This window comes from Streptomyces sp. ITFR-6 (genome assembly GCF_031844725.1).
Lineage (GTDB): Bacteria > Actinomycetota > Actinomycetes > Streptomycetales > Streptomycetaceae > Streptomyces.
The window spans coordinates 3,373,899-3,399,552 of the sequence record NZ_CP134612.1; the positions used below are offsets into that span (position 1 = coordinate 3,373,899).

Genomic DNA, 25,654 nt, shown 5'->3' on the forward strand with positions numbered 1-25,654 from the left:
TTCGAGATGGATGCCATGCTGCTGCCCGTCATCGACGACGACGGCGCGCCCTTCTGGGAGTACGCGGCCCGTGGTGAACTGCGCGTCCAGGCGTGCGCCGCCCCCGACTGCGGACGGCTCCGCTTCCCGCCCAGGCCGTGCTGCCCGCTCTGCCAGTCGTTCGAGAGCGAGTGGCAGGCGATGAGCGGGCGCGGCCGCATCTGGTCGTACGTGCTGCCGCACCCGCCGCTGCTGCCCGCGTACGCCGAGCAGGCCCCGTACAACGCGGTGGTGGTCGAACTGGCCGACGCCCCGGAGATCCGGCTGGTCGGCAACGTGGTCAGCGGGCCCGACGCACCGCTGAACTCCGTCGATCCGGAGCGGCTGCGGATCGGGGCCGGGGTGAAGGCGGTCTTCTGCCCCGTCGCCCCCGAAGTGACCATGGTCCGCTGGCTGCTGGAGCGGTGAGGGGCGATGGCGCTGCGTACGGAGACGGACCGGGAGACCGGGGTGGCGCTGGTCACCCTGGACCGGCCCGAGAAGCTCAACGCGATCGACCTCGCCACGGCCGCCGAACTCGTCGCCGCCTGGCGGGCGTTCCGTTACGACGACGAGGTGCGGGCCGTCGTGCTGACGGGCGCGGGCGACCGGGCGTTCTGCACCGGGATCGACCGGGACGTGGACGTTCTGCAGCCCTCGTCCCCGTACACGATCGACGATCCGCTGATCGCGATCGGGCCGAAGGCCAACGACCTGTGGAAGCCGGTGATCGCGGCCGTGGAGGGGATGGCCTGCGGCGGGGCGTTCTATCTGCTGGGCGAGGCGGAGTTCGTCATCGCGTCGCAGGAGGCGACGTTCTTCGATCCGCACACCACGTACGGCATGGTCAGCGCGTACGAGGCGATCTCGATGGCGCAGCGGATGCCGTTCGGTGAGGTGGCCCGGATGTCCCTGATGGGGACGGCCGAGCGGGTGTCGGCCCGGCGCGCGTACGAGACCGGGCTGGTCAGCGAGGTGACCTCGGCCGGCGGCGCGGTGGCGGCGGCGCTGCGGGCGGCGGCGGTCATCGCCTCGTACCCGACGGCGGCGGTGCAGGGGACGGTCCGGGCCGTCTGGTCGGCCAAGGAGGCGGCGAGGACACAGGCGCTGGCCCATGCCCCGCACCTGATCGCGCTCGGGAACCTGGCACCGGAGCGGCAGGCCGAGCTGTTCGAGGGGCGGGGCAGGGGCGGCGGTGAGCCCCGGATCAGATGAGCGCGGCTTCGGTCAGTACGTGAGTTCTGCGGTGACCGAGCACTTCTTCACCCGGGAGACCCTGCCCGGGTTGTGCATCCGGACGGAGACGGTCTTCGTGTCGCCGCCGTCGGCGTCCACGGTCGCCTCACCCGCGTCGATGGGGTTGCCCCTGGCGTCCAGGAAGCTGACGTCCACCGTGTAGGTGTGGCTGCCGGCCGCGTTCGCGGTGAGCCGCACGGTGGAGGTGGTGACGGCCTTGCGCTTGCCCTTGCGGGGTGCCGCGCAGCGGAAGACGTACGCGCGGGGCGCGTCCGTCGCGGTGGCGGTGGGGGTCGCCGTGTCGTAGGTGGAGCCGCTGGACGAGCTGCCGGACGAGTAGTCGTCATCGTCGTAGCTGGAGTTGGAATCGGTGTCGTGGTAGGTGCCGTTGCTCTTCTTGGAGTTGGAGCACCCACCGCCGCTACTGCTGCTGCTGGACTTCCGGCTCTTGCTGCCGTGTCCGTGGCTGGAGCTGGAGAAGCCGGTCAGCGCGAGCACCACCGCGACCAGGACCACTGTCAGTTTCATGTGCTGCCGCATCATCGATGCCGCCCCCCTTGTGTGGTGATTCAGTTGTTCGGTGCCGTGCCGCCGTCCGGCCCGGGGCCGAACAGCCGCGCGACACCGTAGCGCACAGCATGGCCGGTTTCGATCGGCAGGCCGGTCATGGCCCTGTCACGGTCTCGTCATGGTCCGGCGACGGGCCTGCTCACGGCCGGTCCGTCGCCGTCTGGTGGCGGGGGTCATCCGCCCGGCGTAGCGTCGGGAGGCGAGAGCGATGCTGTTCCGCGCCACCGGCCGGTGGCGCCTCGCGCGTCCCGCTGGAGGCCGGAGATGATCCGTGACGTCCTCGGCTCGATCGTCGCTCTCGCCGGAGCGGCGGCCGCCGTGCTGAGCCCCTTCCGTGACTGGTACGACGGCCGCCTCGGGCGGCACTACCGGATCGACGACCTCTTCACCGGCATCACCGCGACGCACCCCGCCCTGTTCGGTTCGATCCTGCTGCCCTTCGCCTTCGCCGCTGTCGTGACGGTCCTCGGCGTGGTCCTGCGGTCCCGGCCGCTGGTCGTCCTCGCGGGCGTGGTGGTCCTCGGCTTCACCGTGCTGTGGATGGTCCGGCAGGGCCAGGCAGCCGGTGAACTCACGGTCACCGGGGACGGTTCCGGACTCCAGGAGGGGGTCGCTACCGCGGTGGGTGGCGGGGTGCTGCTCCTGCTGAGCGCGGCCCTGATACCGGGGCGGCGCCGGAGCTCGGGGCGGCCTGAGCCGTACGCGCCGCCGGGCTCCGCGGATCCCGACACCTGGCCGCCCACCCGGGAGCCGGGCCCGTCGGTGCAGACGAGCCCCTGGCCGGAACCGGAGACGGACCCGTACGTGGGCCCGGAGCCCGGCCCGCCGCCGAAACCGGGCCCGCCGGCGAAGTCGGGCCCGTCCGGCGAAGTCGGGCCCGTCCGGCGATTGAGGACGAAGCGCCCCGTTCGTCCTACGCGCGCGGCCTGTTGCCCGTCCCCGTGCCCTTCAGCGCGTCCAGCGCGTACACGCAGCGGTCCTTGCTGCACGCGTACACCACCCCGCCCTGCGCGACCGGGGAGCCCGTGATCTCGCCGCCCGTCGCGAGCTTCCAGCGGAGCTGGCCGCCCGCGGCGTCCAGGGTGTAGAGGACATGGTCGGCCGAACCGAAGTGGACCCGGCCGTCCGCGACGACCGGTGAGCCCACCACGTCGCCGCCCGCGGCGAACCGCCACTTCGGGGTGCCGGTGACCGCGTCCAGCGTGTACAGCGCGCTGCCGCTGCCGACGTGCACGTTGCCCGTCGCCACCAGCACCGGTTCGGTCGACTGCCGGGACTCGGTGGCGATGCGCCAGCGGTCCTTGCCGGTCGAGGCGTCCAGCGCGTACACCGTGCCGAGGTAGTCCGCGAGGTACACCCCGCCGCCGGTCACCGCCGGGCCGGGCGCGAACGCCGGCGGCGAGAGGAAGACCGCGGGGGACTCGAAGTGCCAGCGCACCCGGCCCGAGCCGATGTCCAGCGCCAGGACCCGGGTCCCCGCGCTGACGTAGACGTAACCGTCCGGCGCCGGGGTCACCCGGACCGGCACCCCGCCGCAGGAGGCCGCGTCGCCCACCGGGTACGACCAGCGCTCGATGCCCGTCCGGGCGTCGACGGCGCGCAGCCGGGCGTCCTGCCAGAGGTAGACCGTGCCGTCGTGGATCGCGGGCCCGGCCTCCGCCGTCTCGAAGTCGGTCTGCGCCCCGGTGGTCTCCCAGAGCTTCTCCCCGGTGGACGCCTCCCACGCCTGGACGCCGCCGCCCCGGGTGCCGGTGACGACCGTGCCCCGGTCCGCCCTGAGCGAGTACACCCACGCGTCGCTCTGGAGCCGCCATCGCTCGGCGCCGGTGACCGCGTCCAGGGCGTAGAGCGAGGGCCCGTCGGAGGCGTGGATCCGGCCGCCCTCGACGGCCATCGCCCAGGCCACGTCACGGGTCTTGAACTGGCGCCGCCCGTTGCCGGTGTCCAGCGCGTGCACCTCGAAGGAGGTGACGTAGAGGAGCTCGCCGACGACGACCGGTGTTCCCCACACGTCGTTCGACATCCGGAACCGCCAGGGCCGCCAGCGGTCCGGGCCGGAGTCCGGGCCCGGGGGCGCGCTGTCCGGCGCGTGCGCCGGGGTGGTCGGGGCCGTGAGCGAGCCGCTCGGCCCGCCGGGCGGGCGCACCCAGCCGGTCGCCGGAGCCGCCTCCCCCGCGGCGGCGGTGGCCCGCACGTCCTGGGCGCGCGGACCGGGCCCGATCGGCACCTGTGCGCCGGAGAGCCGCACCGGACCGCCCGCGTCGGGCGCCTCCGCGGTCGGGGCCGCGGGTGGTACGGCCGGGGGGCGCGGATCCGTGGCCCCGGGCCGCCGGGCGGTGTCCCGGCCTGCGCCCGGATGCGTGGCGGGCAGCGGCTGCGGCTGCGGGGGTACGGGAGGGGGCGCGGCGATCACGCGTCCGCCGCCCCGGCGCAGCTCGATCATCTCGGTGGCGGAGGCCGGCAGCCAGGCCGACGCCGTACCGCTGTCGTCGCCACCGGAGGCGAAGAGGTGCGGGGCGAGCTGGGACTGGAGCTCGGCGGGGGTGGGCCGGCGCGAGGCATCCATCTGCATGCACGACTCGATCAGCGACCGCAGATCGTCGGGCAGGCCGGCCAGGTCGGGGCCCTCGCGCAGCAGCATGAAAACCGTCTCGACCGGATTGGCCCCGTGGAACGGCGCATGGCCGGTCGCGGCGAAGACGAGCGTCGAGCCGAGCGAGAAGATGTCACTGGCGCCCGTGACGCTGCGCGAGTCCCGCGCCTGCTCCGGCGACATGTACGCGGGCGTGCCGACGGCGACGTTGGTCATGGTCAGCCGGGTGTTGGAGACGCCGGACGCGATGCCGAAGTCGATGACCCGGGGGCCGTCCTCGACGACGAGCACGTTCGACGGCTTCATGTCGCGGTGGACGAGCTTCGCCCCGTGGATGGACTGGAGGGCCTCCGCGATGCCCGCGGCCAGCCAGCGCACCGCCTGGGTCGGCATCGGCCCGCACTCATTCACTATTTCTTCGAGCGAGGGGGCGGGCACATAGGCGGTGGCGAGCCAGGGCACTGCGGCGCGCGGGTCGGCGTCGACGACGGCGGCCGTGTAGAAGCCGCTGACCGCGCGGGCCGCCTCCACCTCGCGCGTGAACCGGACCCGGAACAGCTGGTCCTCGGCCAGTTCCGTGCGCACCGTCTTGATCGCCACCCGCCGGCCCGACGCCGAGCGGGCGAGATAGACCAGCCCCATGCCGCCGGCCCCGAGCCGTCCCAGCACCTCGAACGGGCCGATCCGCCTCGGGTCGTGCTGCGTCAGCTGCTCCATCACTTACCTGCCACCCTCCCCGTACGGGCCCCGGTCGCCCGAGGCCCGCGAAAACCCGCCCTGTGCAGCGTCTCACCACTGGGCGCCACCCGACGGTGCGCACCCCGATTGTTCCTGGCCGAGGCGCCGGTTGCGAACCCGGGGGCAGAACCGGGTGTCGTGGATCACTCCAGGCGGTATCAGGACACCGGTGGCTGAAGTACGGCGAAGACGGCGCCCTGGTCGTCCTGGAGCACCGCCATCCGCCCGTACGGGATGTCGAAGGGCGGTGCGGAGACCCGGCCGCCGAGCCGGACGACGGTGTCGGCAGAGGCGTCGCAGTCCGCCACGGCGAAGTAGTTGAGGAAGTAGCTGGGCATCATCGCGGGGAACGCGTCGGTGATGACGCTGCGCCCGCCGACCGCGGTGTCGGGGCCGGGTTCCGTGCCGGCCGGCGACCACATGCGGAAGTCGACGCGGGACTCGTCGGTGTCCGGGTCGCCCGGTGTGCCGGGGCCGGCCTCGTCCGGAGCGAGGGAGCGGAAGCCGAAGACCTGCTCGTAGAAGGGGTCCACGCGGTCCTTCTGCCGGGTGTAGACCTCGGTCCAGCAGAAGGAGCCCGGCTCGTTCTGCCTCTGGAAGCCCTTGCGTTCACCCGCCTGCCAGAGCCCGAAGACCGCACCGCCGGGGTCGGCGGCCTGGGCGAGCGCCCCCAGCCGGCCGGCCCGCACCGGTTCGGTGATCACCTGCCCGCCGGCCTCCCGGACGCGGGCGACGGAGGCGGTGATGTCGTCGGTGGCGAAGTAGATGCCCCAGGCGGTCGGCATCCGGCCGTCCTGCTTGGCGGCGAGCGCCGCGACCAGGGCCCCGTCTCTGAGGGCGTCGGTGTACGGGCCGTCGCCCGTGCGGAAGGTCCAGCCGAAGAGCTCGCCGTAGAAGCGCTTGCCGGCTTCGAGGTCGGAGAGCTGCACATCCACCCAGCACGGCGCGGACTGCGCGAATGCGGCCATGGGCCCGGATCCTTCCGTCGCGGTGACGCTCGTCAGAGCCAACGTAACCGCGGGTCGCCGCACGCGCGCCCCAGCTCTCCCGCGTTCCGCCCGCATAGAACACGCATCGAACACGCATTCGGGACACAACTCCCGAATCGCCGTCGTCACGGAAAGTTATCCACGGAAGTTATCCACAGGCTGTTAATAACATTAACGCGGCCGTGGGTAACGGGCCCGGACCCGCGGGGCACACCGCGGGGCACATCGGCGGAAACCGCTGCACTCCCCCCACCACGCCTACGCCCCTCCCCATTTGCAGTCGGCCGAATCGCGCTCCGATCACCCGTCGGTAAGCTGACGGCATGACAGGACAAGTACGCACCGTCGACGGCCGCGTGGCCGGCCGACGCGGACAGGCGACGCGGCAGAAGCTGCTCGACTGCCTCAGCGAGATGCTCAGTTCCTCGCCGTACCGGGACGTCAAAGTCATCGACGTCGCCCGGAAGGCGGGGACTTCACCCGCAACCTTCTACCAGTACTTCCCCGACGTCGAGGGCGCCGTCCTTGAGATCGCGGAGGAGATGGCCAAGGAGGGTGCCGGACTGACCGAACTGGTCGCCGGGCGCTCCTGGGTCGGCAAATCGGGCTGGCAGACCGCCGAAGAACTCGTCGAGGGGTTCCTCGACTTCTGGCGGCGCAACGACGCGATCCTTCGCGTGGTCGACCTCGGCGCGGCCGAGGGCGACAAGCGGTTCTACAAGATCCGCATGAAGATCCTCAACTCCGTGACCAACTCCCTTACGGATTCGGTGAAGGAGCTCCAGGCCAAGGGCAAGGTGGACAAGGACGTCAGCCCGGCGGCGATGGCCGGATCGCTGGTCGCGATGCTGGCCGCGGTCGCCTCGCACCAGAAGGGCTTCACCACCTGGGGCGTGAAGCAAGCCGAACTCCGGCCGAACCTCGCGCTGTTGGTGCATCTGGGCATCACCGGCAAGAAGCCGGCCAAGTAGCGCCCGCGCCGGATTCCCGTACTGGGTGACGCGCGGTGATCCCGGGCGCCCCAGGTCCTGTCTCACCGACGGCGGACCACGCATGTGGTCCGCCGTCGGTGTATCCGGACACCTCCGTGGACCCGCGCACCCTCACCCCGGACCGTCGCGCCGCTCCAGCCTGAACAGCCGGATCTCCCGGTCGATCCGCGCCTGGTACGCCGCGTAGGGCGGCCAGAACCTCAGCGCCGCCTCCCACACCTCGGCGCGCTCCGCCCCCGCCAGCAGCCGGGCCCGCACCGGAATGCCGACGCCCTTCCAGCTGATCACCGGAGCCTCCGGGTGCGCCAGCAGGTTCGCCGTCCAGGCGGGATGCCCCGGACGGCCGAAGTTGCTCCCGACCAGCACCCAGCCGCCCGGACCGCCGCTGCCCGAAGCGCTGTCACCCGTACCGCCGTTGCCCGTATCACCGTCACCCGTACCGCTGTCACCCGTACCGCCGTCCCGCGCCACCGGCATGCAGGCCAGCGGGGTCGTCCGGAGCTGCCCGCTGCGCGCCCCCGGCACCGTCAGCACCACCCCCGGGAGCATCTGCGCGCTGAGCAGCACCCTGCCCCGGGTGAGCCGGTGCACCGCGCGGTCCATGGCGGGCACGACGTGGGGGGCGATCCGCGCGAAGGCCCGGGTCGAGGAGACCTTCTGGACGAGCCGCACACCGGGCGCCATCAGACGGCCACCCGTTCGGCCGGTCCGTCGCCGGCCGGTCCATCGCCGCCCGGTCCGCGTTCCCGGTCCCGCTCCCCCGGCGCGCTCCCGAAGAGTCCCGCCCGCTGGGCCGCCTGGTCGCGGAGCCGGTGGACGGGGCCCAGCAGCAGTTCGTCGGCGGCGGCCCGCTTGAAGTACAGCTGCGCCTCGTGCTCCCAGGTGAAGCCGATGCCTCCGTGCAGCTGCACGGCCTCCGCGGTGGTGACGCGCAGGGCCTCCAGCGCCTGGGCGAGGGCGAGCCCGCCGGCCTCCGGGTCCCAGGCCGCGTAGTACGCCGCGGAGCGGGCCGACTGCACCCGCACGTACAGGTCCGCTAGGCGGTGCTTCACGGCCTGGAAGGAGCCGATCGCCCGGCCGAACTGCTCGCGCTCCCCGACGTACGCGACCGTACGTTCCAGCGCGCTCGCGGCCGCCCCCACCGCCTCTGCGGCGAGCGCGGCCGCTGCCGCCCGGCCGGCCACCGCGAGGGCCGCCGTCGCGTCCACCGTGTCGTCGGCGCCGAGGAGTTCGGCTTCGGTGTCGCGCAGCTGGATCCGGGCGAGCGGCCGGGTCTCGTCCAGCGCGGTCTGCCGGGTGCGGACGAGCCCGGCGGGTGGTTGCGGCCCGTCCGTCCTGACCAGGAACAACAGGGTCCGGCTGCGCGGGAAGCCGCCCGTGTGCGCGGCGACCAGGAGCAGTCCGGCACTGTGCCCGTCCAGCACCTGGTCGGCCTCCCCGTACAGCCGCCACCCCGTGCCGTCGCCGCCGGCCGGCCTGGCCTGGACGCCGCCCGCCCGGCCGCCGCCCGCCCAGTTCCCGCCGGTCAGGTCGCCGGTGAGGCCGAGGGCGGTGGAGAGCGAGCCGCCGGGAACGGCCAGCGTCGCGGTGAGCCCGCCCGCCGCGACGGCCGGCAGCAGCGCGGCGCGCTGCTCCTCTGTGCCGAGGGCGGCGATCAGGGGTGCGGCGAGCACGGCGGTGGCGAGCAGCGGGGACGGCAGCAGCGCGCGGCCCGCCTCCTCGCAGACGACGGCGAGCTCGACGGGGCCGCAGCCGGCGCCTCCGTACTCCGGCGGGAGGGCGAGTCCGGGCAGCCCGAGGTCCTGGGCGAGCCGACGCCACAGCTCGGCGTCGTAGCCGTCCCGGGTGGCCACCGCGCTCCTGATGTCCTCGGGGCCACTGTGTCTGGCCAGCAGTTCGCGCACGGTGCGGCGGATCTCGTCCTGTTCCGCGGTGAAGGCGGCATCCATCGTCGGACTCCTTCCCCTCAGAGGCCGACGGCCTCTGATCTGACGGGCCGTCATGCTAGGGCGGATGCTACGAGATTCCCAGAGCCGCGCACCGCGACGGCCCACAAGATCCGGTCGCCACGGGCCGGTTCACCTGATCCGGCTCTGATGTACCGTCAGTTTCATGCCTTCTTCCCACCGCAAGGTCGCTGTCGTCGGCATATCGCTCGCCGACTGCGGACGCGTCGACACAGCGACGCCGTACGCCCTGCACGCCCAGGCCGCCCGCCGGGCGCTCACCGACTCGGGGCTGGACCGGTCCGTCGTCGACGGGTTCGCCTCCGCCGGACTCGGCACGCTCGCCCCGGTCGAGGTCGCGGAGTACCTGGGGCTGAAACCCACCTGGGTGGACTCCACCTCGGTCGGCGGATCGACCTGGGAGGTGATGGCGGCCCACGCGGCGGACGCGATCGCGGCGGGCCGCGCCAACGCCGTCCTGCTGGTCTACGGCTCGACGGCACGGGCGGACATCAAGGCGGGCCGCCGCACGTCCAACCTCTCCTTCGGGGCGCGGGGCCCGCTCCAGTTCGAGGTGCCGTACGGGCACTCGCTGATCGCCAAGTACGCGATGGCCGCCCGCCGCCACATGCACGAGTACGGCACCACCCTGGAGCAACTGGCCGAGGTGGCGGTGCAGGCCCGCGCCAACGCGGCGGCCAACCCGGACGCGATGTTCCGCACCCCGGTCACGGTCGACGAGGTGCTGTCGGGCCCGATGATCGCGGACCCGTTCACCAAGCTGCACTGCTGCATCCGCAGCGACGGCGGCTGCGCGGTGCTGCTGGCCGCCGAGGAGTACGTCCCCGACACGGCGAAGGGCCCGGTCTGGATCCTGGGCACCGGCGAGCACGTGTCGCACTCCGCCATGTCCGAGTGGGACGACTTCACGGTCTCCCCCGCCGCCGTCTCCGGCCGCCTCGCCTTCGAACGGGCGGGGGTGCGCCCGGCCGATATCGACCTGGCCGAGATCTACGACGCCTTCACCTATATGACCCTGGTGACGCTGGAGGACCTGGGCTTCTGCGCGAAGGGCGAGGGCGGCGCGTTCGTGGAGAAGGGCCGCACCGGCCTGACCGGCGAGCTCCCGGTCAACACGGACGGCGGCGGCCTGTCCGCCTGCCACCCCGGCATGCGCGGACTGTTCCTGCTGGTGGAGGCGGTACGCCAGCTGCGCGGCGAGGCGGGGGAACGCCAGGTCCGCAGGGCGGGCGGCCGGCTGCCGGAACTGGCGGTGGCATCCGGAACGGGCGGCTGGTTCTGTTCCTCGGGAACGGTGGTCCTGGGGCGGGAGTGAGGGGGTGCGGGGGTGCGGGTGCTGCGCCCCGGGTCACACAGCGACGACGTCGAGGACGCCTTCCAGCCCCTTGAAGTCGTCCGCATTGCGGGTGAAGAGCGGCAGTCCCCTGACGGAGGCAATGGACGCGATCATCAGGTCCATGCGACGAGGACGGGGGTTACGGCCCGCAGCCACGACAAGGGACACCAAGCTCCCGTACCGGGCAGCCGCCTCGGCGTCGAAGGGGAGCGGCTCGAAGTCGGCCACGGCCGCGCCGAGCTTCTCCATCCGTGCCGCGCGCCCGGCCGCGTCCCCGGCCATCGCGACGCCTTGCTGGAGCTCGGCCATAGTCACGGCGGTGAGCGCCGGATAGGCGGGAAGATCTTCGGCACTCAGCAGGTCGAGGTCGAGGTACGTGCAGGTGTCGAGCACACCCACGCGGTAGCGCTCAGCCACGCGCGCGCTCCCAGGGATCGTCGTCCCCGGCCCGCTCCTCGTCACCGAAGAGCTCGTCCGCCTCGCGACGCATCGACGCAGCGTCCACACGGGGAAGCCGCCGGTGCCGGGCCACCAGCTCCTCCGCACTCAGCCTCCGCTTACGCGTGAGCGGCCGGAGCTCCGCGACCTCTGTCCCGTTGCGGGTGATGTGGAAGATCTCGCCCTCCTCCACAGCGTTCATGACATCCGCGGACCGGTTCCGGAACTCGCGCTGCGTGATGGTCTTCATGCATACAGCGTAGCCTTGCGTGTCTCGCTGTGCTACAGCGTTCTCGATGCGCGGTCCGTGAGGTCCAATGGCCGCATGACCGACGCATCCGCATCCGCCTCCACCGCCCAGCGCGCCTTCCGTGATCTGCTCCACGCCCAGCGCGTGTGGGACATCGAGCTGCCCGCCTTCGACCCCGCCACCGCGCCGCGGGCCCCGCTCCCCCTCTTCCACGCCTGGTTCGCGGAGGCGGTGGCCGCCGGGCAGGCGGAGCCGCACACCATGACCCTGGCCACCGCCGACGCGGACGGGCTGCCCGATGTGCGGACCCTGATGCTGCACGACGCGGACGAGCGCGGCTGGCACTTCGCCACGCACGCGGGAAGCGCGAAGGGCCGCCAGCTCGCCGCCCGCCCGCACGCCGCGCTCGGCTTCTACTGGCCCGCGCAGGGGCGGCAGGTACGGGTACGGGGTCCGGTCACCGCGTGCTCCGCCGCCGAGAGCCGGGCCGATCTGCACGCCCGTTCCACCGGGGCGCTGGCCTCCGCGCTGGTGGGGCGGCAGAGCGAGGTGCTCGGCTCGACGGGCGAGCTCGACCGGGCCTCGGACGCCGCCTGGCAGCGGGCCCAGGCGGAGCCGGAGGCCGAGGTGACGAGCTGGACGCGGTATGCCGTCGAGCCGTACGAGGTCGAGTTCTTCCAGGGCGATGCGCGGCGGCGGCACGTCCGGCTGCGCTACCGCCGGGTGGCGGGGGTGGCGGGAGTGGCGGAGACCACCGGGACCTGGCGGCGGGAGTTGCTCTGGCCCTGACGGCCGCCGGGCAGCGCCCCCCGCCGCCCCTCCCTCAGTTCACCGTGATCGCCTGCACCGGGCAGGCGCGGGCCGCCTCGCCGACCATCGGCCCGCCGAGGGCGTCACCGGGCTCGGGCAGCAGCTCGCTGAACCCGTCGTCGTCCTGGGTGAACACCTTCGGCGCCGCGAGCGCGCACTGACCCGCGCCGATGCACACGTCCCTGTCGATATCGATCTGCATCTCAGCAGGACCTTTCCGATCGAATTCCCTCACCAGTCACCACGCCACCCGGTCACCACGTCACGGGCAGTTCCAGCAGCCCCTGGACCGTGTCCCCCGGTTTGAACGGGACATCCTCCGCGGGCACCGCCAGCCGCAGGCCGGGAAGCCGCTCGAAGAGGGCGGGCAGCGCGATCTCCAGCTCGGCCCGCGCGAGGTTCTGGCCCAGGCACTGGTGGATGCCGAACCCGAACGCCACGTGATTCCGCGCGTTACGGCCGAGGTCCAGCTCGTCGGGCGACGGGTACACGGAGCCGTCCCGGTTGATCACCGCCGTGGACAGGAGGACCCCGTCCCCCGCCCGGACGGTCACCCCGCCCACCTCGATGTCCTCGACGGCCACCCGCGACAGCCCGTCCGCGATGGACAGGAACCGCAGCAGCTCCTCAACCGCGGCGGGCATCCCGCTGCCGGGCTCGTCACCGGTGGAGGCGCCGGCCGCGCGCAGCAGGGCCAGCTGTTCCGGGTGCTGGAGAAGGGTGAAGGTGCCGAGCGAGATCATGTTCGCGGTCGTCTCGTGCCCCGCCACGAGCAGGATCTCGGCCAGCCGCACCAGCTCCTCGGTGTCCACCGCACCGGTCTCCAGCTGCTTGACGATCAGCTCGTCCAGCAGCCCGTCGCCAGGATCGCGTCGCTTGCGCTCGATCAGTACCCGGAAGTACTCGTCGAGAGCCTCCCGCGCGGCTTCGACATCGGAGGCCTCCGGGCCCCGGAGCAGCTTGCGCGACTGCGCCTCGAAGAACTCGTGGTCCCCGTAGGGCACCCCGAGCAGCGCGCAGATGACCATCGAGGGCACCGGCAGCGCGAAGGCGTTGACCAGATCGGCCGGCGGCCCCTGCTCGACCATCGCGTCGAGGAGGCCGTCCACGGTCGCCCGAATCTGCGGCCGCAGGGCCGCCGTCCGCCTGACCGAGAAGCTCGGGATCAGCATCCGGCGCTGGACGTTGTGCTCCGGATCGTCGACGCCGATCAGTTCCACGCGCCGCTGGGTGGCCTCGGCCTGCCGCTTGGCGAACAGCGGGAACTCGGGGTGTTCCCGGTCGGACGACAGCCTGGGGTCCACCAGGAGCGACCTCGCCTCGGCGTGACCGGTCACCAGCCACACCGTCCGGCCGGTGTAGATACGGACGGGGGTCACCGCCTGCTGCCCCCGGGTCTCACTCGGATATCCCGTCGGCGGGTGGTAGGGACAGCTACGGTTCTGCGGAAAGGCGATCGTCGCGGTCTGGGTCTCGGTCTGGGTCTCGGTGCCGGTCTCTGCCATGGAGGACCTCGCAAAGCTATGGGGGAGTCCTGCCGATCACCCACCACTAGATGCCCTAGGCACCTAACTGGGCTAGGCGTTGTTCGGCCAAATACCCCGTACCGGACGCGCCCGCCACGGCTCGTAACGTTCCATCCCGGATGCTCTTATCCGATTTCAACCACCGAGGGGCACTATGGGAAGCAGATGAGGACTGGAGGTCACCCATGACCCGAACCCGTAGCCGGTACGCCTCGGACCGCGGTCTCACCACACGCATGGTCACCACCATGTTCCTGATCGGCCTGCTGTATGTGGTCCTGATCGGCGTGCTGCTCGCCGTGCTGCGCGGTGCCTGGCCGATCATCCTGATCATCACCGGTGGCATGTTCATCGCCCAGTTCTGGTTCAGCGACCGCATCGCCGCGTTCAGCATGGGCGCCCGCGAGGTCACCCCGGAGGAGGCGCCGGAACTGCACGGCGCCATCGACCGTATCTGCGCCCTCGCCGACATGTCCAAGCCCCGGGTGGCGATCTCCCAGAGCGACGTACCGAACGCCTTCGCCACCGGCCGCAGCGAGAAGAGCGCCCTCGTCTGCGCCACTACGGGACTGCTGCGCAGACTGGAGCCCGAGGAGCTGGAGGGCGTACTCGCGCACGAGATGTCGCACGTCGCGCACCGTGACGTCGCCGTCATGACGATCGCCTCGTTCCTCGGCGTGCTCGCGGGCATCATCACCCGGGTGGCTCTCTGGGGCGGCTTCTCCCGCAACAGCCGCAGCAACGACCCCATCGGCATCGCGATCATGCTCATCCCGCTGATCAGCGCCGTGGTGTACGCCCTGAGCTTCCTGCTGACCCGCCTGCTGTCGCGCTACCGCGAGCTGTCCGCCGACCGCACCGCCGCCCTGCTCACCGGCCGCCCCTCGGCCCTGGCCTCCGCCCTCACCAAGGTGAGCGGCCAGATGGCCCGGATCCCGACGGAGGACCTGCGGAAGGCGGAGCCGTACAACGCCTTCTACTTCGTCCCGGCCTTCTCCTCCAAGGAGAGCCTGAGCCGGCTGCTCTCCTCGCACCCGACCCTCGAACAGCGCCTCGACCAGCTCTCCCGCATCTCCGCCGACCTCTCCCGCCCGTAAGGAGCCTCCGTGGGTCTGCTCGATACCATCCTGGGCCGCAGCAAACCGGTCCGCCCCGACCTGGACCAGCTCTTCGCCGTCCCGTCCGCCGCCCTGACCCTCCAGGCGGCGACAGGCTTCGTCCCGACCGGCCTGGGCTCGGTGTGCTTCGCGGGCGTGGAGGGCGGCACGTTCGCCCGTATCCAGCAGGACGTACAGGAGCTGCTGGACGCGGACACCGCGCACGGCGGCATCCCGGTGGAGTTCAGCCGGGACTCCTACGGCTACACCTGGCTGCTCGCCCGCCGGACCGCCGAGGACACCGCCGCCCTGGTCAACGACCTGCACGCGGTCAACACCCTGCTCCAGGACGGCGGCTTCGGCCCCCAGCTGCTCTGCTCCCTGATCGCCTTCCGCGACCCCCGGGGCCGCCCGCTCGCCCTGGTCTACCTCTACAAACGCGGCACTTTCTACCCGTTCGCCCCGGCCCCGAGCGGCGGCGAGAAGCGCGACAACCAACTGGAGTTGCAGGTACGCGCCGCACTCGGCGACGACCTCCGCGTGGAGAAGGACCTCTCGCGGTGGTTTCCGGTGTGGGGGGCGCCGGGGTTGTGAGGGGGACGCGGCACGGGGTGTGGACCGCCCGGCGTACAGGGCTGGAACGGCGCCGAGCGCACGAGGTGTGACACCTCACAAGTGAAATCCCCGTCAAACCCCAGAGGGGATATGGCAGCCAAAAGGCGTGAATCGACACGCCTTTGAAGGAACGAACCAGACTTACAGGGACTTACCGATAGATCAACGTATTTGAAGAGGCCTTAGCGGATGCGTACGCAAGTGAGGCTTCATGACGTGCCGGTGGCCGCATGTGAAGATCCTGCGGTGGTGCAGAGAGGAAACTGCACCGGTGAGGAACACACATGTCATCCCCCTTTCGCAGATCCGTCCGACTCAGACCCGCAGTCTCGGAGCAACCCCTTCTCCCGTTGCCGGCCATGCGTCGGTTGCGTCCGGTAGCCGCCGTGCTGACACTGCTGTTGGCCGTCGAAACCGCTTCGGTGGTCGAGTCCACAGATCAGGCAGTGGCTCTGGGACGCTCGGCCGCGAGTTCAAGGGTGCTCAGTGCGGCGCACGAGGACTTGGGGTCTGCCACCGCTGGTTCAGAGTCCGCGGCGCGGTTGAAGGCCAGGATTCAGAAGCGCAGGATCGAGGTCACCGACGCACGTACGGAAACTTCGACGGCCTACGTGAACCCGGATGGCACGGTCACGGAGGAGGCGTACGCCGGTCCGGTCCGCTTCAAAGGCGACGACGGCCGGTGGCAGGACGTCGACCCGTCGCTGGTGCAGGACGCCGACGGTTCCGTCAAAGCGAAGGGGCACCCGCATGGGTTGACCCTGGCAGGCAGGAAGGCAGCGCCGAAGGGGCTGAAGGCAACTGGTACCGGGGACGTTGCGGCGGTGCCGTTGGTGACAGTCCTGGACCGCGCGGGTCGCCCGCTACAACTCGGCTGGTACGGCACGCTGCCGGAACCGACGATCGAAGGGTCTCAGGACACGATCGCTCGATACAAGCAGGCCCTGCCAGCCACCGACCTGCTCATCGAATCCACGCGGACCGGTTACGAGCAATTCCTTGAGCTGAAGGACCGATCTGCCGTTGGCGCCAACGGGCAGGTGACCTACAGCCTGACGGCCAAGGGGCTGACCGCGAAGGCGTAGGAAGACGGGTCCGTTGCCTTCGTCGATGCCAAGGGCAAGAGCGCGGGGACCCTGCCCTCTCCGATGATGTGGGATGCCCGCATCGACAAGAACTCCGGCGAGCACACGCACACGGCCCGTGTAGGGGTGGAGGTCGCGCAGGATGGCTCCGTCATCTCCATCACCCTGACTCCGGACGCCACGTTCCTGGCAGACGCCGGGACTCAGTTCCCGGTCACCATCGACCCGTCCATCAACGTCGGCACCAGCTTCGACACCTTCGTCCAGGAGGGATATGCCACCGATCAGTCCGCTGCGACCGAGCTGAAGATAGGCAACAACGGATCAGGCCAGAAAACCCGTTCGTTCCTGTCCTTTCCCATGAAGAACATCACCGGGAAGCAGGTCACCGCGGCGAAGCTGAACCTGTATGAATTCCACTCCTGGTCCTGCACGAGCAAGGGCTGGGACGTCTACAGCGCGACGGCCTCCTCGACAGGTACCCGCTGGACCAGCCAACCGAGCTGGGGCACGAAGTACGCCACGAGTACCCAGACCAAGGGCTTCTCCAGCTCCTGCAACGACGGCTGGGTCAGTGCGGATGTGACCTCACTGGCGAAGGCGTGGGCGTCGAACGGCAACGGCAGCAACCATCTCGGCCTGCAGGCTTCGGACGAGTCCGACCCCTATGGCTGGAAGCGGTTCAATTCGGGCAACGCCGCGTCCAACACTCCATACATGTCAGTGACCTATAACTCCATCCCTGACGTCCCGACACTCATAGCGCCGACAGCCGCAGCCGCCACCAACGACACCACGCCGACCCTGTCGGCGAAGGCTCTGGACGGTGACGGCTCACAGGTCACGCTTGGTTTCGAGGTCTGGGCATCCAACGGTACCGCCGCGCTGCGCTCCGGCTCCAGCGCCTCCGTCGCCTCCGGTGCGACCGCGACCTGGACACCGACGGCACTGCCCGAGGGCACCTACAAGTGGCGCTCGCGTTCTGGGGACGGCTCGGCGAACAGCGCCTGGTCAGCCTTCCACTCCCTCACTGTCGACACCACTGCGCCGACGACCACGAAGGTCTCCTCCACCGACTTCCCTGCCGGCCAGTGGTCCGGGACGCCCGATGACAACGGCGACTTCACCGGCACATTTACCTTCACCCCGCCGACCAGCGGCGTGAAGCAAGTCCAGTGGAACCTGGACGGTGGCACGTGGCAGTCCGTAGCCACTACCGGCGCCGCGGTCAGCCGCAAACCAGCCTTTCGTGCGGGCAGGCACTCACTCGGCGTGCGCAGCAAGGACGCGGCGGGCAACGTTTCGGCCACGACGGGCCATGTCTTCTATGCCGGTTCCGGTTCTGCCCTGCTCACGCCCTCTGACGGTGACCGCCCTGCACGTCGTGCGGAGCTGACGGGGCAGGGCAAGGCAAGCGACACCGGTGTCCGCTACCAGTACCGGCGTGGTGAGACCGACACCTGGAAGGACATCCCTGTCCAGGATGTGCGCCGGAAGTCTGACGGTTCCGCCCTGACGGCTTGGCCGGCCAAGGTCACGAGCGGCGATGCCGAGAAGCTGAGCTGGAACGTCACCGACACCTTCAGCGACGACGGGCCGGTGGACGCCCGGACTGTGTTTACCGATGGCACCACCACCGACGCTTCCCCGGCGAGCCGGATCACTGTGGATCGGAATGCAGGTGAGTCGCCCAGTGAGGAGGTCGGCACGGGAAGCGTGAACACGCTCACCGGTGACTTCGGCTTGTCGGCCACCGACGCTTCGGGCTTCGATATGACGGTGACGCGTTCCTTCTCCTCACGGCGTCCGTCCAACGGCACCCAGCAAGAAGGCCAAGCCTCGATCTTCGGTCCGCAGTGGACCGCCGGCACGACTGCGGAGATCTCCGACGGCGACTGGGCGTACGTGCGCAAGACATCGGCGACATCGGTGGCGATCGTAGATGTGGACGGCGAAGAGACGGGGTTCACCGCGGCAAGCGGTGGCGGCTGGAAGCCGGAAACCGGTGCGGAGGACCTGACGCTGACCGGCTCGCTGACCACCTCGTTCACGTTGAAGGACACCGAGGGGACCACCTCGGTCTTCAGCAAGGTCGATCCCACCGCTACCACGTGGCAGCTGGCCACCACGTTTCTGCCGACGGACCAGACCGCCACGAAGGTGATCTCGGAAAAGGTCACGGTGGGCGGCAAGACGCTTGCCCGCCCGAAGTACGTCATTGCCCCGACCTCGGCGGTCACGGCCGAGACGTGTGCGGCCACGCCGGCGGCCAAGGGCTGCCGAGCGCTGCAATATGTGTACGCCGCCTCCACTACCGCGACCTCATCCGCTCTGGGCGACTACAACGGGCAGGTGAAGGAGATCCGCCTGTGGGCCACCGACCCTGGCGCCCCCACTGCCACGGCCACGACTGTCTCCCAGTACGCGTACGACAGCCAGGGCCGTCTGCGTGAACAGTGGGACCCGCGTGTCTCCCCGGCGTTGAAGACGGCCTACGGCTATGACAGCGCGGGCCGTGTCACAGCACTCACGCCACCCGGTGAGCTGCCGTGGACGTTCGAGTACGGCAGGGCCGGCACCAGCACGGTGGCCGGCGACGGCATGCTCCTGTCAGCGTCCCGTCCGACATTGAAGGTCGGCACCAAAGACGAGCAGGACAGAGGCACGGCCACCACTTCTCTCGTCTACGACGTGCCGCTGTCCGGCACCAAGGCTCCCAACCAGGTCTCGGCCGATGACGCCGCGACTTGGGGGCAGAGGGACGCACCCACGGACGCCACCGCGGTCTTCCCCACCGACCAGGTCCCCGCCTCACACACGGGAAGCGGCCTGGGAGCGGCCGACTACGACAAGGCCACCATCACCTATACCAATGCCTCCGGCCGCCAGGTCAACACAGGGCTGCCCGGCCGGCACCTGACCGTCAAGGAGCACGACCGGTTCGGCAACACCGTCTTCGAACTGACGGCAACCAACCGGGAGCTGGCACTCAGCGACGACGAGTACGCCGTCAACACCCAGAGCGAACTCGGAATCTTCTCCGACTCTCCGGCAGAGCGGGCCCATCAGCTCGGCACCGTCACGGCCTACTCGGGCAACGGCAGGCGGGTAGCGGAGGAGTTCGGCCCACTGCACCTGATCGCCCTCACAAGCGACCTCGCAGGCGATACAGACAGCCCGGACCTTGTGGCCGGTGTGCAGGTCGCGGCACGGAAGCACACCGTCAACAGCTACGACGAGGGCCGTCCCACCGATGACACCGCCACGGTCAGCGACCAGGTCACCACGGTCAAGGTGGGGGCATGGATCGACGGCTACCCCACCGATGGCGACGTGCGCTCCAGCACGACCGTCTACGACTGGGCCAAGGGCCTACCCACCAGTGAAACCACCGATCCGGGCGGACTGAAGCTGACCAGGACGACCGGTTACGATGCCCAGGGCCGGGTCATCAAGGCGACACTGCCGAAGTCCACTGGCACGGACGCCGCAGCGACGGTGACCCGCTACTGGTCTGCCACCGGCACCGGTACGTGCGCCGGGCGTCCGGAGTGGGCCGACCTGGCGTGCTCCACGGGGCCGGCCGGTGTGATCACCGGAGGCGGTTCCAACCCCGGTGAACTGCCCACGAAGACAACCGAATACGACCGCTGGGGAAACAGCGCCAAGGTCACGGAGTCTGCGAACGGCGTCACTCGCACCACGACCTCCGTCTACGACTCCTCAGGACGTCTGAAGCAGACCCAGATCACCGGGGGTGTGGGCACGGCTGTGCCGGCCCGAACCACCACGTACGACCCGGCGAGCGGTGTCCTGGCCACCATCTCCACCGGTACGGCCACCGTTCGGCACACCATCGACCTGCTTGGCCGGGAGATCGCCTACGACGACGGCGCGGGCAACGTCACACGCACCGAGTACGACAACCGCGACCGCAAGACCCGCGTCACCGACTCGGCGCCGTCCACCATCACCTACGACTACGACAACCCCGCCGGGCTGCCCACCCACGTCCATGACTCGGTGATGGGCGCCATTGGTGACGTCACCGGCTTCTACGACTCCGACAGCCGCCTGTACAAGCAGAAGCTACCGTGGAACATGGACGTCGAATTCAACCTCGACCCCACCGGCACGGAGACTTCCCGCTACTGGCACTGGGAGTCCGGCTGGACGGTCCAGGGCGAGTCCACGACCCAGTCCATCCACGACCAGATCGTCAACCGCACCGTCTACACCGGGGGCGGCGCCTACCAGCATTACATCTACGATGCCGCAGGCCGCCTGAACAAGGTGGACGACTTCGAGAGCGGCGTCACCACACACCGGGCGTATACCCTCGACAGCAATACCAACCGCACCGCGCTGACCACCACGGTCGACGACGTCGACGGAGGTACGCCCACCAGCAGAACCATCAACTCCGCCTACGACAGCGCCGACCGGCTGATCGCCACCGGCACCGCCTACGACACCTTCGGCCGCACCACCGCTCAGGCCGACGGCACGCAGAACGCCTACTACGCCGACGATCTCGTCCGCCAGATCACCGCCAACGCCAAGCGCACGACGTGGAACGTGGACGCGGTCGGCCGCCTGGCGTCCTGGGCGACCGAGGAACAGGCGGAGAGCGGCGCCTGGGGCACTCCCGCCACCAAGACCAATCACTACGGCGGCGACGGCGACAGCCCGGACTGGACTGCGGACACCAACGGGGTCAGCCGGAGCCTCGAAGACCTGGCCGGCAACTTGGTCGCCACCACCAGCGCTACGGGCGATGTTGTCCTCCAATTGGCCAATCTGCATGGCGATATCAGCACTCAGATTCCACTGTCGGACGACGGCACCCCGGTGGTCAACTCCTACGACGAGTATGGCAACCCGCTGCCAGGAACCGACCCTGCTCGCTATGGCTGGCTCGGCGGCAAACAGCGTTCCACCGAAACCCCGAGCGCGGTGATCCTCATGGGGGTGCGCCTGTACGATCCGGCCGCCGGCCGGTTCCTGTCGGTCGATCCGATCACGGGCGGCAACGCTAACGCCTACGACTACTGCACTGCGGAACCCCTCGGTTGCTATGACCTCGATGGCAAGTGGAGCTGGCCCAAGTTCGGCTGCAGCGCCACCAAGTGTCTATTCTTCAAAAAGTCGAATCGGCACTTCGTCATGCGGGACGGCAGACCCGGCCTGCACTTCAAGAACCACCGAATCCGTTTCGAATGGGATCGGCACAGCAGATGGCACCTCAACGTAGGCAAGAAGCACTACCGCGCACGCAACGCGTGGAGGACTGCTGCCAGATGGGGCAGCCGCTTCCTCCGGGGAGGCCGCTTCTGGGGGCCGCCGATCTGGATACCCAGAGAGGTACGTCGGTACGCTCACCCCTGCGCGAACCATAGCTGCGAAGCATAGCCAGATTTCGCGACTCCTCGGGCCCCTTCTCGCCCAATGAAAGAGTGGAAGGGGCCCGATATCCGGCCAAAGAAGGGAAGCGACACACGTGCGGTACATTGAAGCCGCGAGTCCTCATGACATGGAAGCCTTCATTTCCGGCATCATTCCGGATCTGCTAAGGGTCAAAGCTCAGGTCTTCATTGATCTCTACGTCGATGAGCCCATGGGAGACGAGACTTCTCGGACTTCTTTCCGGGCGATGGTGGACATGGCTCAGACAAAAGGCGGTCTCGCGCGGCGATCACTCTTCTCCGCGCGGCGCGATCTCTTGATGGGCGTGGAAGTCGACCTGCTGCAGAGTGACCAGGCAGAACATTTCTCACGCCTGGCTCACCAGGTGATCAACGCAGAGGCATGGGACCGGGACCGCCAAATCTTCGGCACAGTCGAGTCTCCTGTTCTTGTCTGGGTGGACGTTCCGGCCGAGGTGCTTGAGCGGGCTCTCGAAACGGCGCGAGAGGCTGGGGCTCTCGTTCACACTCGACCTATGCAGTAGTCGGTGCTTGCCGCGCTCAGCCGAATGCGAACCCCGCCCGGCCGATGCGCGGCTCCGGGGCAAACTTGGATCGCTTCGTGTCGGCGTCAGGATGATCCCTTGAGCAGACCGGGCCCCGCACGGCCAGGGGATCGATCACCGCGGTGGTTCAGGCGTGGGTGGTGCCGACCGAGATGCCGAAGCCGGCGGGGATCCGAGCCAGGGCGTCATTCCTGCGCAGGTACACCAGATCGACCAAGCCTTCCTGGACTGAACGAGGTGTGGAGGCCGACGACGATGAGTCGCCAACGGCACGAGCGTGTCAGACAGCGGCAGGGGCCGCACTCACTCCTTGGGCGTGCGGCCCCGGGCGGGCGTCAGCGACGCTGGATCTCTTCCACGTCCGCCGAGCACCGCTCAGGCGGTGACCGTCGCGTGGTTCAGGAAGGCGGTCCAGGCGGCGGGGGCGACGGCGAAAGTGGGGCCGTCGGTGACCTTGGAGTCACGGACGTGCACGGTGTGGGGGCAGGTCGCGACCTCGACGCAGGCCCCACCTTCATTGCCGCTGTAGCTGGACTTGTGCCAGTCGTAGGCGACCTCGATGCATTCGCCACCCTCGTTGTTGCTGTAACTGGACTTGAACCAGAACAGTTCGGGCCCGGTCTTCACAGTTTCGCCGCCTTCTTCTCGATGAGCTCCGCGGATTGCCAGGGCGTCAATGCCTGGGCGCGCAGGGTGCCGAAAAGGTCGAAGAGGTCACTGACCCGTTCGGGCTTGGAGATCAAAGTAGCGCCCCCTTGCCCTTCCTCGTACACAAGGTGACGCCCTTGCTCCGTAGCCATCAGCTTCATCGGCCCGTTCAACCCAGCGTGGGTGTGCTGAGCCGTTGGCATCACTTGCACCGTCAGGTGGTTGAACCGCGCCATGCAGTCGATCACGTGCCGCAGCTGCTCCTTCAGCACCTCGGCCCCGCCAAGCGGACGATCCAGGACCGATTCCTCGATGACGTACCCAACCCTCGGCGGCGGCGTACGCGAAAACACCGCCTGCCGTTCGAGCCTCGCTTCGACGTGCCGGATGATCTCAGTCTCCGAGTACGCCGGAACGCGCGCCCCGTACAGCGCGTATGCGTACCCCTCCGTCTGAAGCAGACCAGGGATCAACATCGTTTCGTACGCGCTGATGACCCGCGCGGCCCGCTCCAGTTTGGCCCAGTCCAGGAACTTGGCAGGGTACTTCTCCTCGTCCACCAGCTCGCAGCACGCCTTCAGGGCACCGCCCGCCCCGAACACCTCATCGGCATCGATCAGCAGGTCACGCGAGGGGATACGCTCTCCGCGCTCGACCGCGCCCATCAGTGACTCCGAGATCAGCAGGCGCTCCGCCGCCTCCTTCTGCGTCAATCCCGCCCGCACCCGATGGATACGGATCAACTCCCCCACCAGCCGCCGCCCGTGCGTGGTCTCGCCACTCGTCCCCACAGCCGTCACCGCCCTCCCCACATCGCCCCGATGTGGACCGTGTCCTCCTGGTGACGCTACGCAACCAGCGGGATGCTCGTAGCCATGACGCAGAAGAAACTCCCCGAATGGGTACCCTCCTCGGGGCTCCAACTCCATCTGACCGGCATCCACTTCGACGCGATCCGGATGCGCGGCGTCCGGGGCGAGGCCGTGGTCCATCATCTGGAGACCCTTACCGACGGCGAGCCGGGGCCCGTGGTGCGGGAGGTCGCGGGCGGGCGGTGGACGTACTTCCTGCTCGAACCGGGGGCGAGCCAGGACTTCGACTGGCCGCCCGGCGCGAAGTGCTTCGGGCCGGCCGCCCGGGACCAGTACGTGGGGATTCCGGCGGCCCACGGCAACACATACCCGCTGAGCTGGCGGTGCGGGGCGCCCGAGGACGGGGACTTCGTGGACGCGGAGCTGCTGCACGGAGTCATGACGGCTCAGCTCGTGGCCGAGGAATAGCCCGGGACACGCGCTCCCGCCGGGCCCGTCCGCGTCCGTATCATCGGGCGCATGACTGCCGAGCCCTCCCGGTCCGCCGACCGCATGCGCGCCTCCGACGCCGACCGCGAAGCCGTGGTGGAACAACTGCGGGAGGCGGCGGCCGAGGGGCGCATCGACCTCGACGAGCTGGACGCCCGCCTGAGCCAGGCCCTCACCGCCAAGACGTACGGCGAACTCGCCCCGCTCACCGACGCCTCGGGCCCGTCGTGCCCGACCCGGGCGAGCCGCTGACCCTCCAGGGCGGTATCCACGGCGCACAGCGGAAGGGCCGCTGGAAGGTGCCGCCGAAGATCGTCGCGTACGGAGGCATGGGCGGCGTCCGCATCGACTTCACACAGGCCGAGTGCCGGCTGCGCGAGATCCAGGTGGAGGTGGACACGCAGATGTCCGGCGTCCAGATCGTGGTCCCGGTGGGCTGGAAGGCGGACACCGACGCGCTGGATCTCGGGTTCGGCGGGCTGAAGGACAAGACCGTCGGCGAACGACTGCCGGGCACGCCCGTGCTCCGGATCACCGGCACCTGCGGCATGGGCGGCGTCCACATCCGTCACCCCAACTTCCGCGAACGCCGCAGGCAGCGCAAGGAACTCTCGCGCTGAGCCCGCCCGCCCTCACACCGGGCGGACCGTGAGGATCTGCTGCGCCTGGCCGATCGCGCCGCGGACGTCGTGCAGGACCGTGCTGGTGACGCCCTGACCGGTGGGGCCGAAGACGACCGTGGTGTCGAGCCCGGTCCAGCGGCCCTCGGGCCGGCGGTGCAGGTGGATGGTCAGATCGACGTTGGGGAACATCCAGTCGGTGGGCTGCTCGCGCACGGCGATGCCGTTGGCGGTGTCCACGAGCGCGGCGTAGGACGCGAGCGCGCTGACGGGCTCGCCCGCGACCAGGTCGAGCGGGGTGGAGATCCAGGCGGTCGTACGGCCGGGCATCGGCGGGGCGAGCGGGCGGACGTCGAGGGACGCGATGTAGCCGCCGGGCCAGAGGTCGGCCATCGGCCAGGACGCGAGCTCCTCGGGCGGGGTGAGCCGGTCCGCCTCGCCGTCGGCGACGGCCTCGGTGTCACCGGCTGCCAGGCACCAGACCCTGGCGCGGACGACCGGGCGGCCTGCGATGAGGGCGACGGCCTCGACCAGTTCGATGGTGCGGCCGGGGCGGACCGTCTCGACCCTGATCTCGCACTCGTCGAGCGCGAGCCGGCCGAGGATGTCGAAGCTGATCCGGGACAGCAGCAGGGCGGCGCCGGGACGGTCGGCGAGATGGCGTTCGACGGCGTGGACGATGAGCCCGCCGAACGGGCTGAAGTGCACCTCGTCCGTGCTCCACGCGCCGCTCGCGTGGGCCGTGGGCTTGTAGCGGTGGTCGTCGATGCGTTCGTAGTAACTGCTGCTGCCGGTGTTCAACGGGCGCTTCCCTCGCTGACGTACGGATCACGGATCATCAGCGTGCCACCGTG

General features: G+C 70.0%; 26 protein-coding genes and 1 pseudogene. 14 read left to right on the forward strand and 13 right to left on the reverse strand.

The annotated features are described in order from the left end of the window. Positions 1-6 precede the first annotated feature (6 nt). Together RLT59_RS15165 and RLT59_RS15170 are read left to right on the forward strand one after the other, a co-directional pair. A complete protein-coding gene (locus RLT59_RS15165) occupies positions 7-447 on the forward strand; it encodes a Zn-ribbon domain-containing OB-fold protein (protein WP_311303882.1) in 441 nt (146 codons plus the stop codon). 6 nt (positions 448-453) lie between these two features. Beyond that, entirely contained in the window at positions 454-1,233 is a 780-nt protein-coding gene (locus tag RLT59_RS15170) for an enoyl-CoA hydratase/isomerase family protein (RefSeq protein WP_311303883.1), read from the forward strand. A 12-nt stretch (positions 1,234-1,245) separates the two neighbouring features. Here the strand turns inward: RLT59_RS15170 and RLT59_RS15175 are convergent, their stop codons facing one another. Beyond that, positions 1,246-1,797: a hypothetical protein gene (locus RLT59_RS15175; protein ID WP_311303884.1), complete on the reverse strand. Its 552-nt coding sequence runs from the start codon at positions 1,795-1,797 to the stop codon at positions 1,246-1,248. 291 nt (positions 1,798-2,088) lie between these two features. Here RLT59_RS15175 and RLT59_RS15180 point away from each other — a divergent pair, with 291 nt between their 5' ends. Beyond that, positions 2,089-2,853, forward strand: coding sequence for a hypothetical protein (locus RLT59_RS15180; protein WP_311303885.1), 765 nt, complete (start codon positions 2,089-2,091; stop codon positions 2,851-2,853). Here the strand turns inward: RLT59_RS15180 and RLT59_RS15185 are convergent. Together RLT59_RS15185 and RLT59_RS15190 are read right to left on the reverse strand one after the other, a co-directional pair. Then, entirely contained in the window at positions 2,738-5,134 is a 2,397-nt protein-coding gene (locus RLT59_RS15185) for a protein serine/threonine kinase AfsK (RefSeq protein WP_311303886.1), read from the reverse strand. The genes RLT59_RS15180 and RLT59_RS15185 overlap by 116 nt on opposite strands. Positions 5,135-5,313: 179 nt before the next feature. Further along, the gene (locus tag RLT59_RS15190) at positions 5,314-6,123 is read right to left on the reverse strand and encodes a VOC family protein (protein WP_311303887.1); all 810 of its coding nucleotides are present in this window, start codon (positions 6,121-6,123) and stop codon (positions 5,314-5,316) included. Between the two features lie 344 nt (positions 6,124-6,467). Here RLT59_RS15190 and RLT59_RS15195 point away from each other — a divergent pair, with 344 nt between their 5' ends. After that, positions 6,468-7,115 carry a TetR family transcriptional regulator gene (locus RLT59_RS15195; protein ID WP_037779609.1) on the forward strand — a complete coding sequence of 216 codons (648 nt, stop codon included), beginning with the start codon at positions 6,468-6,470 and terminating at the stop codon, positions 7,113-7,115. 132 nt (positions 7,116-7,247) lie between these two features. Here RLT59_RS15195 and RLT59_RS15200 read toward each other — a convergent pair whose 3' ends face one another. Further along, the gene (locus tag RLT59_RS15200; RefSeq protein WP_311303888.1) at positions 7,248-7,820 is read right to left on the reverse strand and encodes a nitroreductase family deazaflavin-dependent oxidoreductase; all 573 of its coding nucleotides are present in this window, start codon (positions 7,818-7,820) and stop codon (positions 7,248-7,250) included. Beyond that, positions 7,820-9,085 carry an acyl-CoA dehydrogenase family protein gene (locus RLT59_RS15205; protein WP_311303889.1) on the reverse strand — a complete coding sequence of 422 codons (1,266 nt, stop codon included), beginning with the start codon at positions 9,083-9,085 and terminating at the stop codon, positions 7,820-7,822. The genes RLT59_RS15200 and RLT59_RS15205 overlap by 1 nt, the downstream gene beginning before the upstream one ends. A gap of 163 nt (positions 9,086-9,248) precedes the next feature. Here RLT59_RS15205 and RLT59_RS15210 point away from each other — a divergent pair, with 163 nt between their 5' ends. Beyond that, a complete protein-coding gene (locus RLT59_RS15210) occupies positions 9,249-10,418 on the forward strand; it encodes a thiolase C-terminal domain-containing protein (protein WP_311303890.1) in 1,170 nt (389 codons plus the stop codon). Between the two features lie 33 nt (positions 10,419-10,451). Here the strand turns inward: RLT59_RS15210 and RLT59_RS15215 are convergent, their stop codons facing one another. Then, the gene (locus RLT59_RS15215; RefSeq protein WP_311303891.1) at positions 10,452-10,856 is read right to left on the reverse strand and encodes a type II toxin-antitoxin system VapC family toxin; all 405 of its coding nucleotides are present in this window, start codon (positions 10,854-10,856) and stop codon (positions 10,452-10,454) included. Continuing rightward, a complete protein-coding gene (locus tag RLT59_RS15220; RefSeq protein WP_311303892.1) occupies positions 10,849-11,127 on the reverse strand; it encodes a type II toxin-antitoxin system Phd/YefM family antitoxin in 279 nt (92 codons plus the stop codon). The genes RLT59_RS15215 and RLT59_RS15220 overlap by 8 nt, the downstream gene beginning before the upstream one ends. 75 nt (positions 11,128-11,202) lie before the next feature. Between RLT59_RS15220 and RLT59_RS15225 the strand changes: the two genes are divergently transcribed. Beyond that, positions 11,203-11,916: a pyridoxine/pyridoxamine 5'-phosphate oxidase gene (locus tag RLT59_RS15225; protein ID WP_311303893.1), complete on the forward strand. Its 714-nt coding sequence runs from the start codon at positions 11,203-11,205 to the stop codon at positions 11,914-11,916. Positions 11,917-11,950: 34 nt separating this feature from the next. Here RLT59_RS15225 and RLT59_RS15230 read toward each other — a convergent pair whose 3' ends face one another. Next, positions 11,951-12,139: a ferredoxin gene (locus RLT59_RS15230; protein ID WP_024492071.1), complete on the reverse strand. Its 189-nt coding sequence runs from the start codon at positions 12,137-12,139 to the stop codon at positions 11,951-11,953. Positions 12,140-12,191: 52 nt separating this feature from the next. Further along, complete coding sequence (locus tag RLT59_RS15235) at positions 12,192-13,442, reverse strand: cytochrome P450 (protein WP_311303894.1); 1,251 nt, start codon at positions 13,440-13,442, stop codon at positions 12,192-12,194. Positions 13,443-13,648: 206 nt separating this feature from the next. On the opposite strand from RLT59_RS15235, the gene htpX reads away from it, so the two are divergent. The 5 genes from htpX to RLT59_RS15260 all read left to right on the forward strand — a co-directional run bounded on the left by htpX (position 13,649) and on the right by RLT59_RS15260 (position 22,210). Continuing rightward, positions 13,649-14,560: a zinc metalloprotease HtpX gene (gene htpX, locus RLT59_RS15240; protein WP_311303895.1), complete on the forward strand. Its 912-nt coding sequence runs from the start codon at positions 13,649-13,651 to the stop codon at positions 14,558-14,560. Positions 14,561-14,569: 9 nt separating this feature from the next. After that, positions 14,570-15,154, forward strand: coding sequence for a PspA-associated protein PspAB (locus RLT59_RS15245; protein WP_311303896.1), 585 nt, complete (start codon positions 14,570-14,572; stop codon positions 15,152-15,154). A 407-nt stretch (positions 15,155-15,561) separates the two neighbouring features. Then, on the forward strand, positions 15,562-16,260 hold the full coding sequence (locus tag RLT59_RS15250; RefSeq protein ID WP_311303897.1) for a hypothetical protein: 699 nt from the start codon (positions 15,562-15,564) through the stop codon (positions 16,258-16,260). A 63-nt stretch (positions 16,261-16,323) separates the two neighbouring features. After that, on the forward strand, positions 16,324-21,672 hold the full coding sequence (locus RLT59_RS15255; protein WP_311303898.1) for a DNRLRE domain-containing protein: 5,349 nt from the start codon (positions 16,324-16,326) through the stop codon (positions 21,670-21,672). Positions 21,673-21,760: 88 nt separating this feature from the next. Next, on the forward strand, positions 21,761-22,210 hold the full coding sequence (locus RLT59_RS15260) for a hypothetical protein (protein WP_311303899.1): 450 nt from the start codon (positions 21,761-21,763) through the stop codon (positions 22,208-22,210). A gap of 151 nt (positions 22,211-22,361) precedes the next feature. Here RLT59_RS15260 and RLT59_RS15265 read toward each other — a convergent pair. The 3 genes and pseudogenes from RLT59_RS15265 to RLT59_RS15275 form a co-directional block, all read right to left on the reverse strand. Further along, a pseudogene (locus tag RLT59_RS15265) lies at positions 22,362-22,457 on the reverse strand (IS5/IS1182 family transposase); the annotation flags it as partial. Between the two features lie 149 nt (positions 22,458-22,606). Further along, entirely contained in the window at positions 22,607-22,858 is a 252-nt protein-coding gene (locus RLT59_RS15270; protein WP_311303900.1) for a DUF397 domain-containing protein, read from the reverse strand. After that, positions 22,855-23,679, reverse strand: coding sequence for a helix-turn-helix domain-containing protein (locus RLT59_RS15275; protein WP_311303901.1), 825 nt, complete (start codon positions 23,677-23,679; stop codon positions 22,855-22,857). The genes RLT59_RS15270 and RLT59_RS15275 overlap by 4 nt, the downstream gene beginning before the upstream one ends. Before the next feature lie 75 nt (positions 23,680-23,754). On the opposite strand from RLT59_RS15275, the gene RLT59_RS15280 reads away from it, so the two are divergent. Genes RLT59_RS15280 through RLT59_RS15285 form a run of 3 tightly spaced genes read left to right on the forward strand, consistent with a single transcriptional unit; the run spans position 23,755 to position 24,800 of the window. Then, positions 23,755-24,159: a hypothetical protein gene (locus RLT59_RS15280; RefSeq protein ID WP_311303902.1), complete on the forward strand. Its 405-nt coding sequence runs from the start codon at positions 23,755-23,757 to the stop codon at positions 24,157-24,159. A gap of 51 nt (positions 24,160-24,210) precedes the next feature. Next, on the forward strand, positions 24,211-24,432 hold the full coding sequence (locus RLT59_RS39360) for a DUF1707 SHOCT-like domain-containing protein (protein ID WP_399125469.1): 222 nt from the start codon (positions 24,211-24,213) through the stop codon (positions 24,430-24,432). Next, entirely contained in the window at positions 24,408-24,800 is a 393-nt protein-coding gene (locus RLT59_RS15285) for a hypothetical protein (RefSeq protein ID WP_399125471.1), read from the forward strand. Before RLT59_RS39360 ends, RLT59_RS15285 begins: the two co-directional genes overlap by 25 nt. A 12-nt stretch (positions 24,801-24,812) precedes the next feature. Here the strand turns inward: RLT59_RS15285 and RLT59_RS15290 are convergent, their stop codons facing one another. After that, complete coding sequence (locus tag RLT59_RS15290; RefSeq protein WP_311303903.1) at positions 24,813-25,601, reverse strand: thioesterase family protein; 789 nt, start codon at positions 25,599-25,601, stop codon at positions 24,813-24,815. Positions 25,602-25,654: the final 53 nt, after the last annotated feature.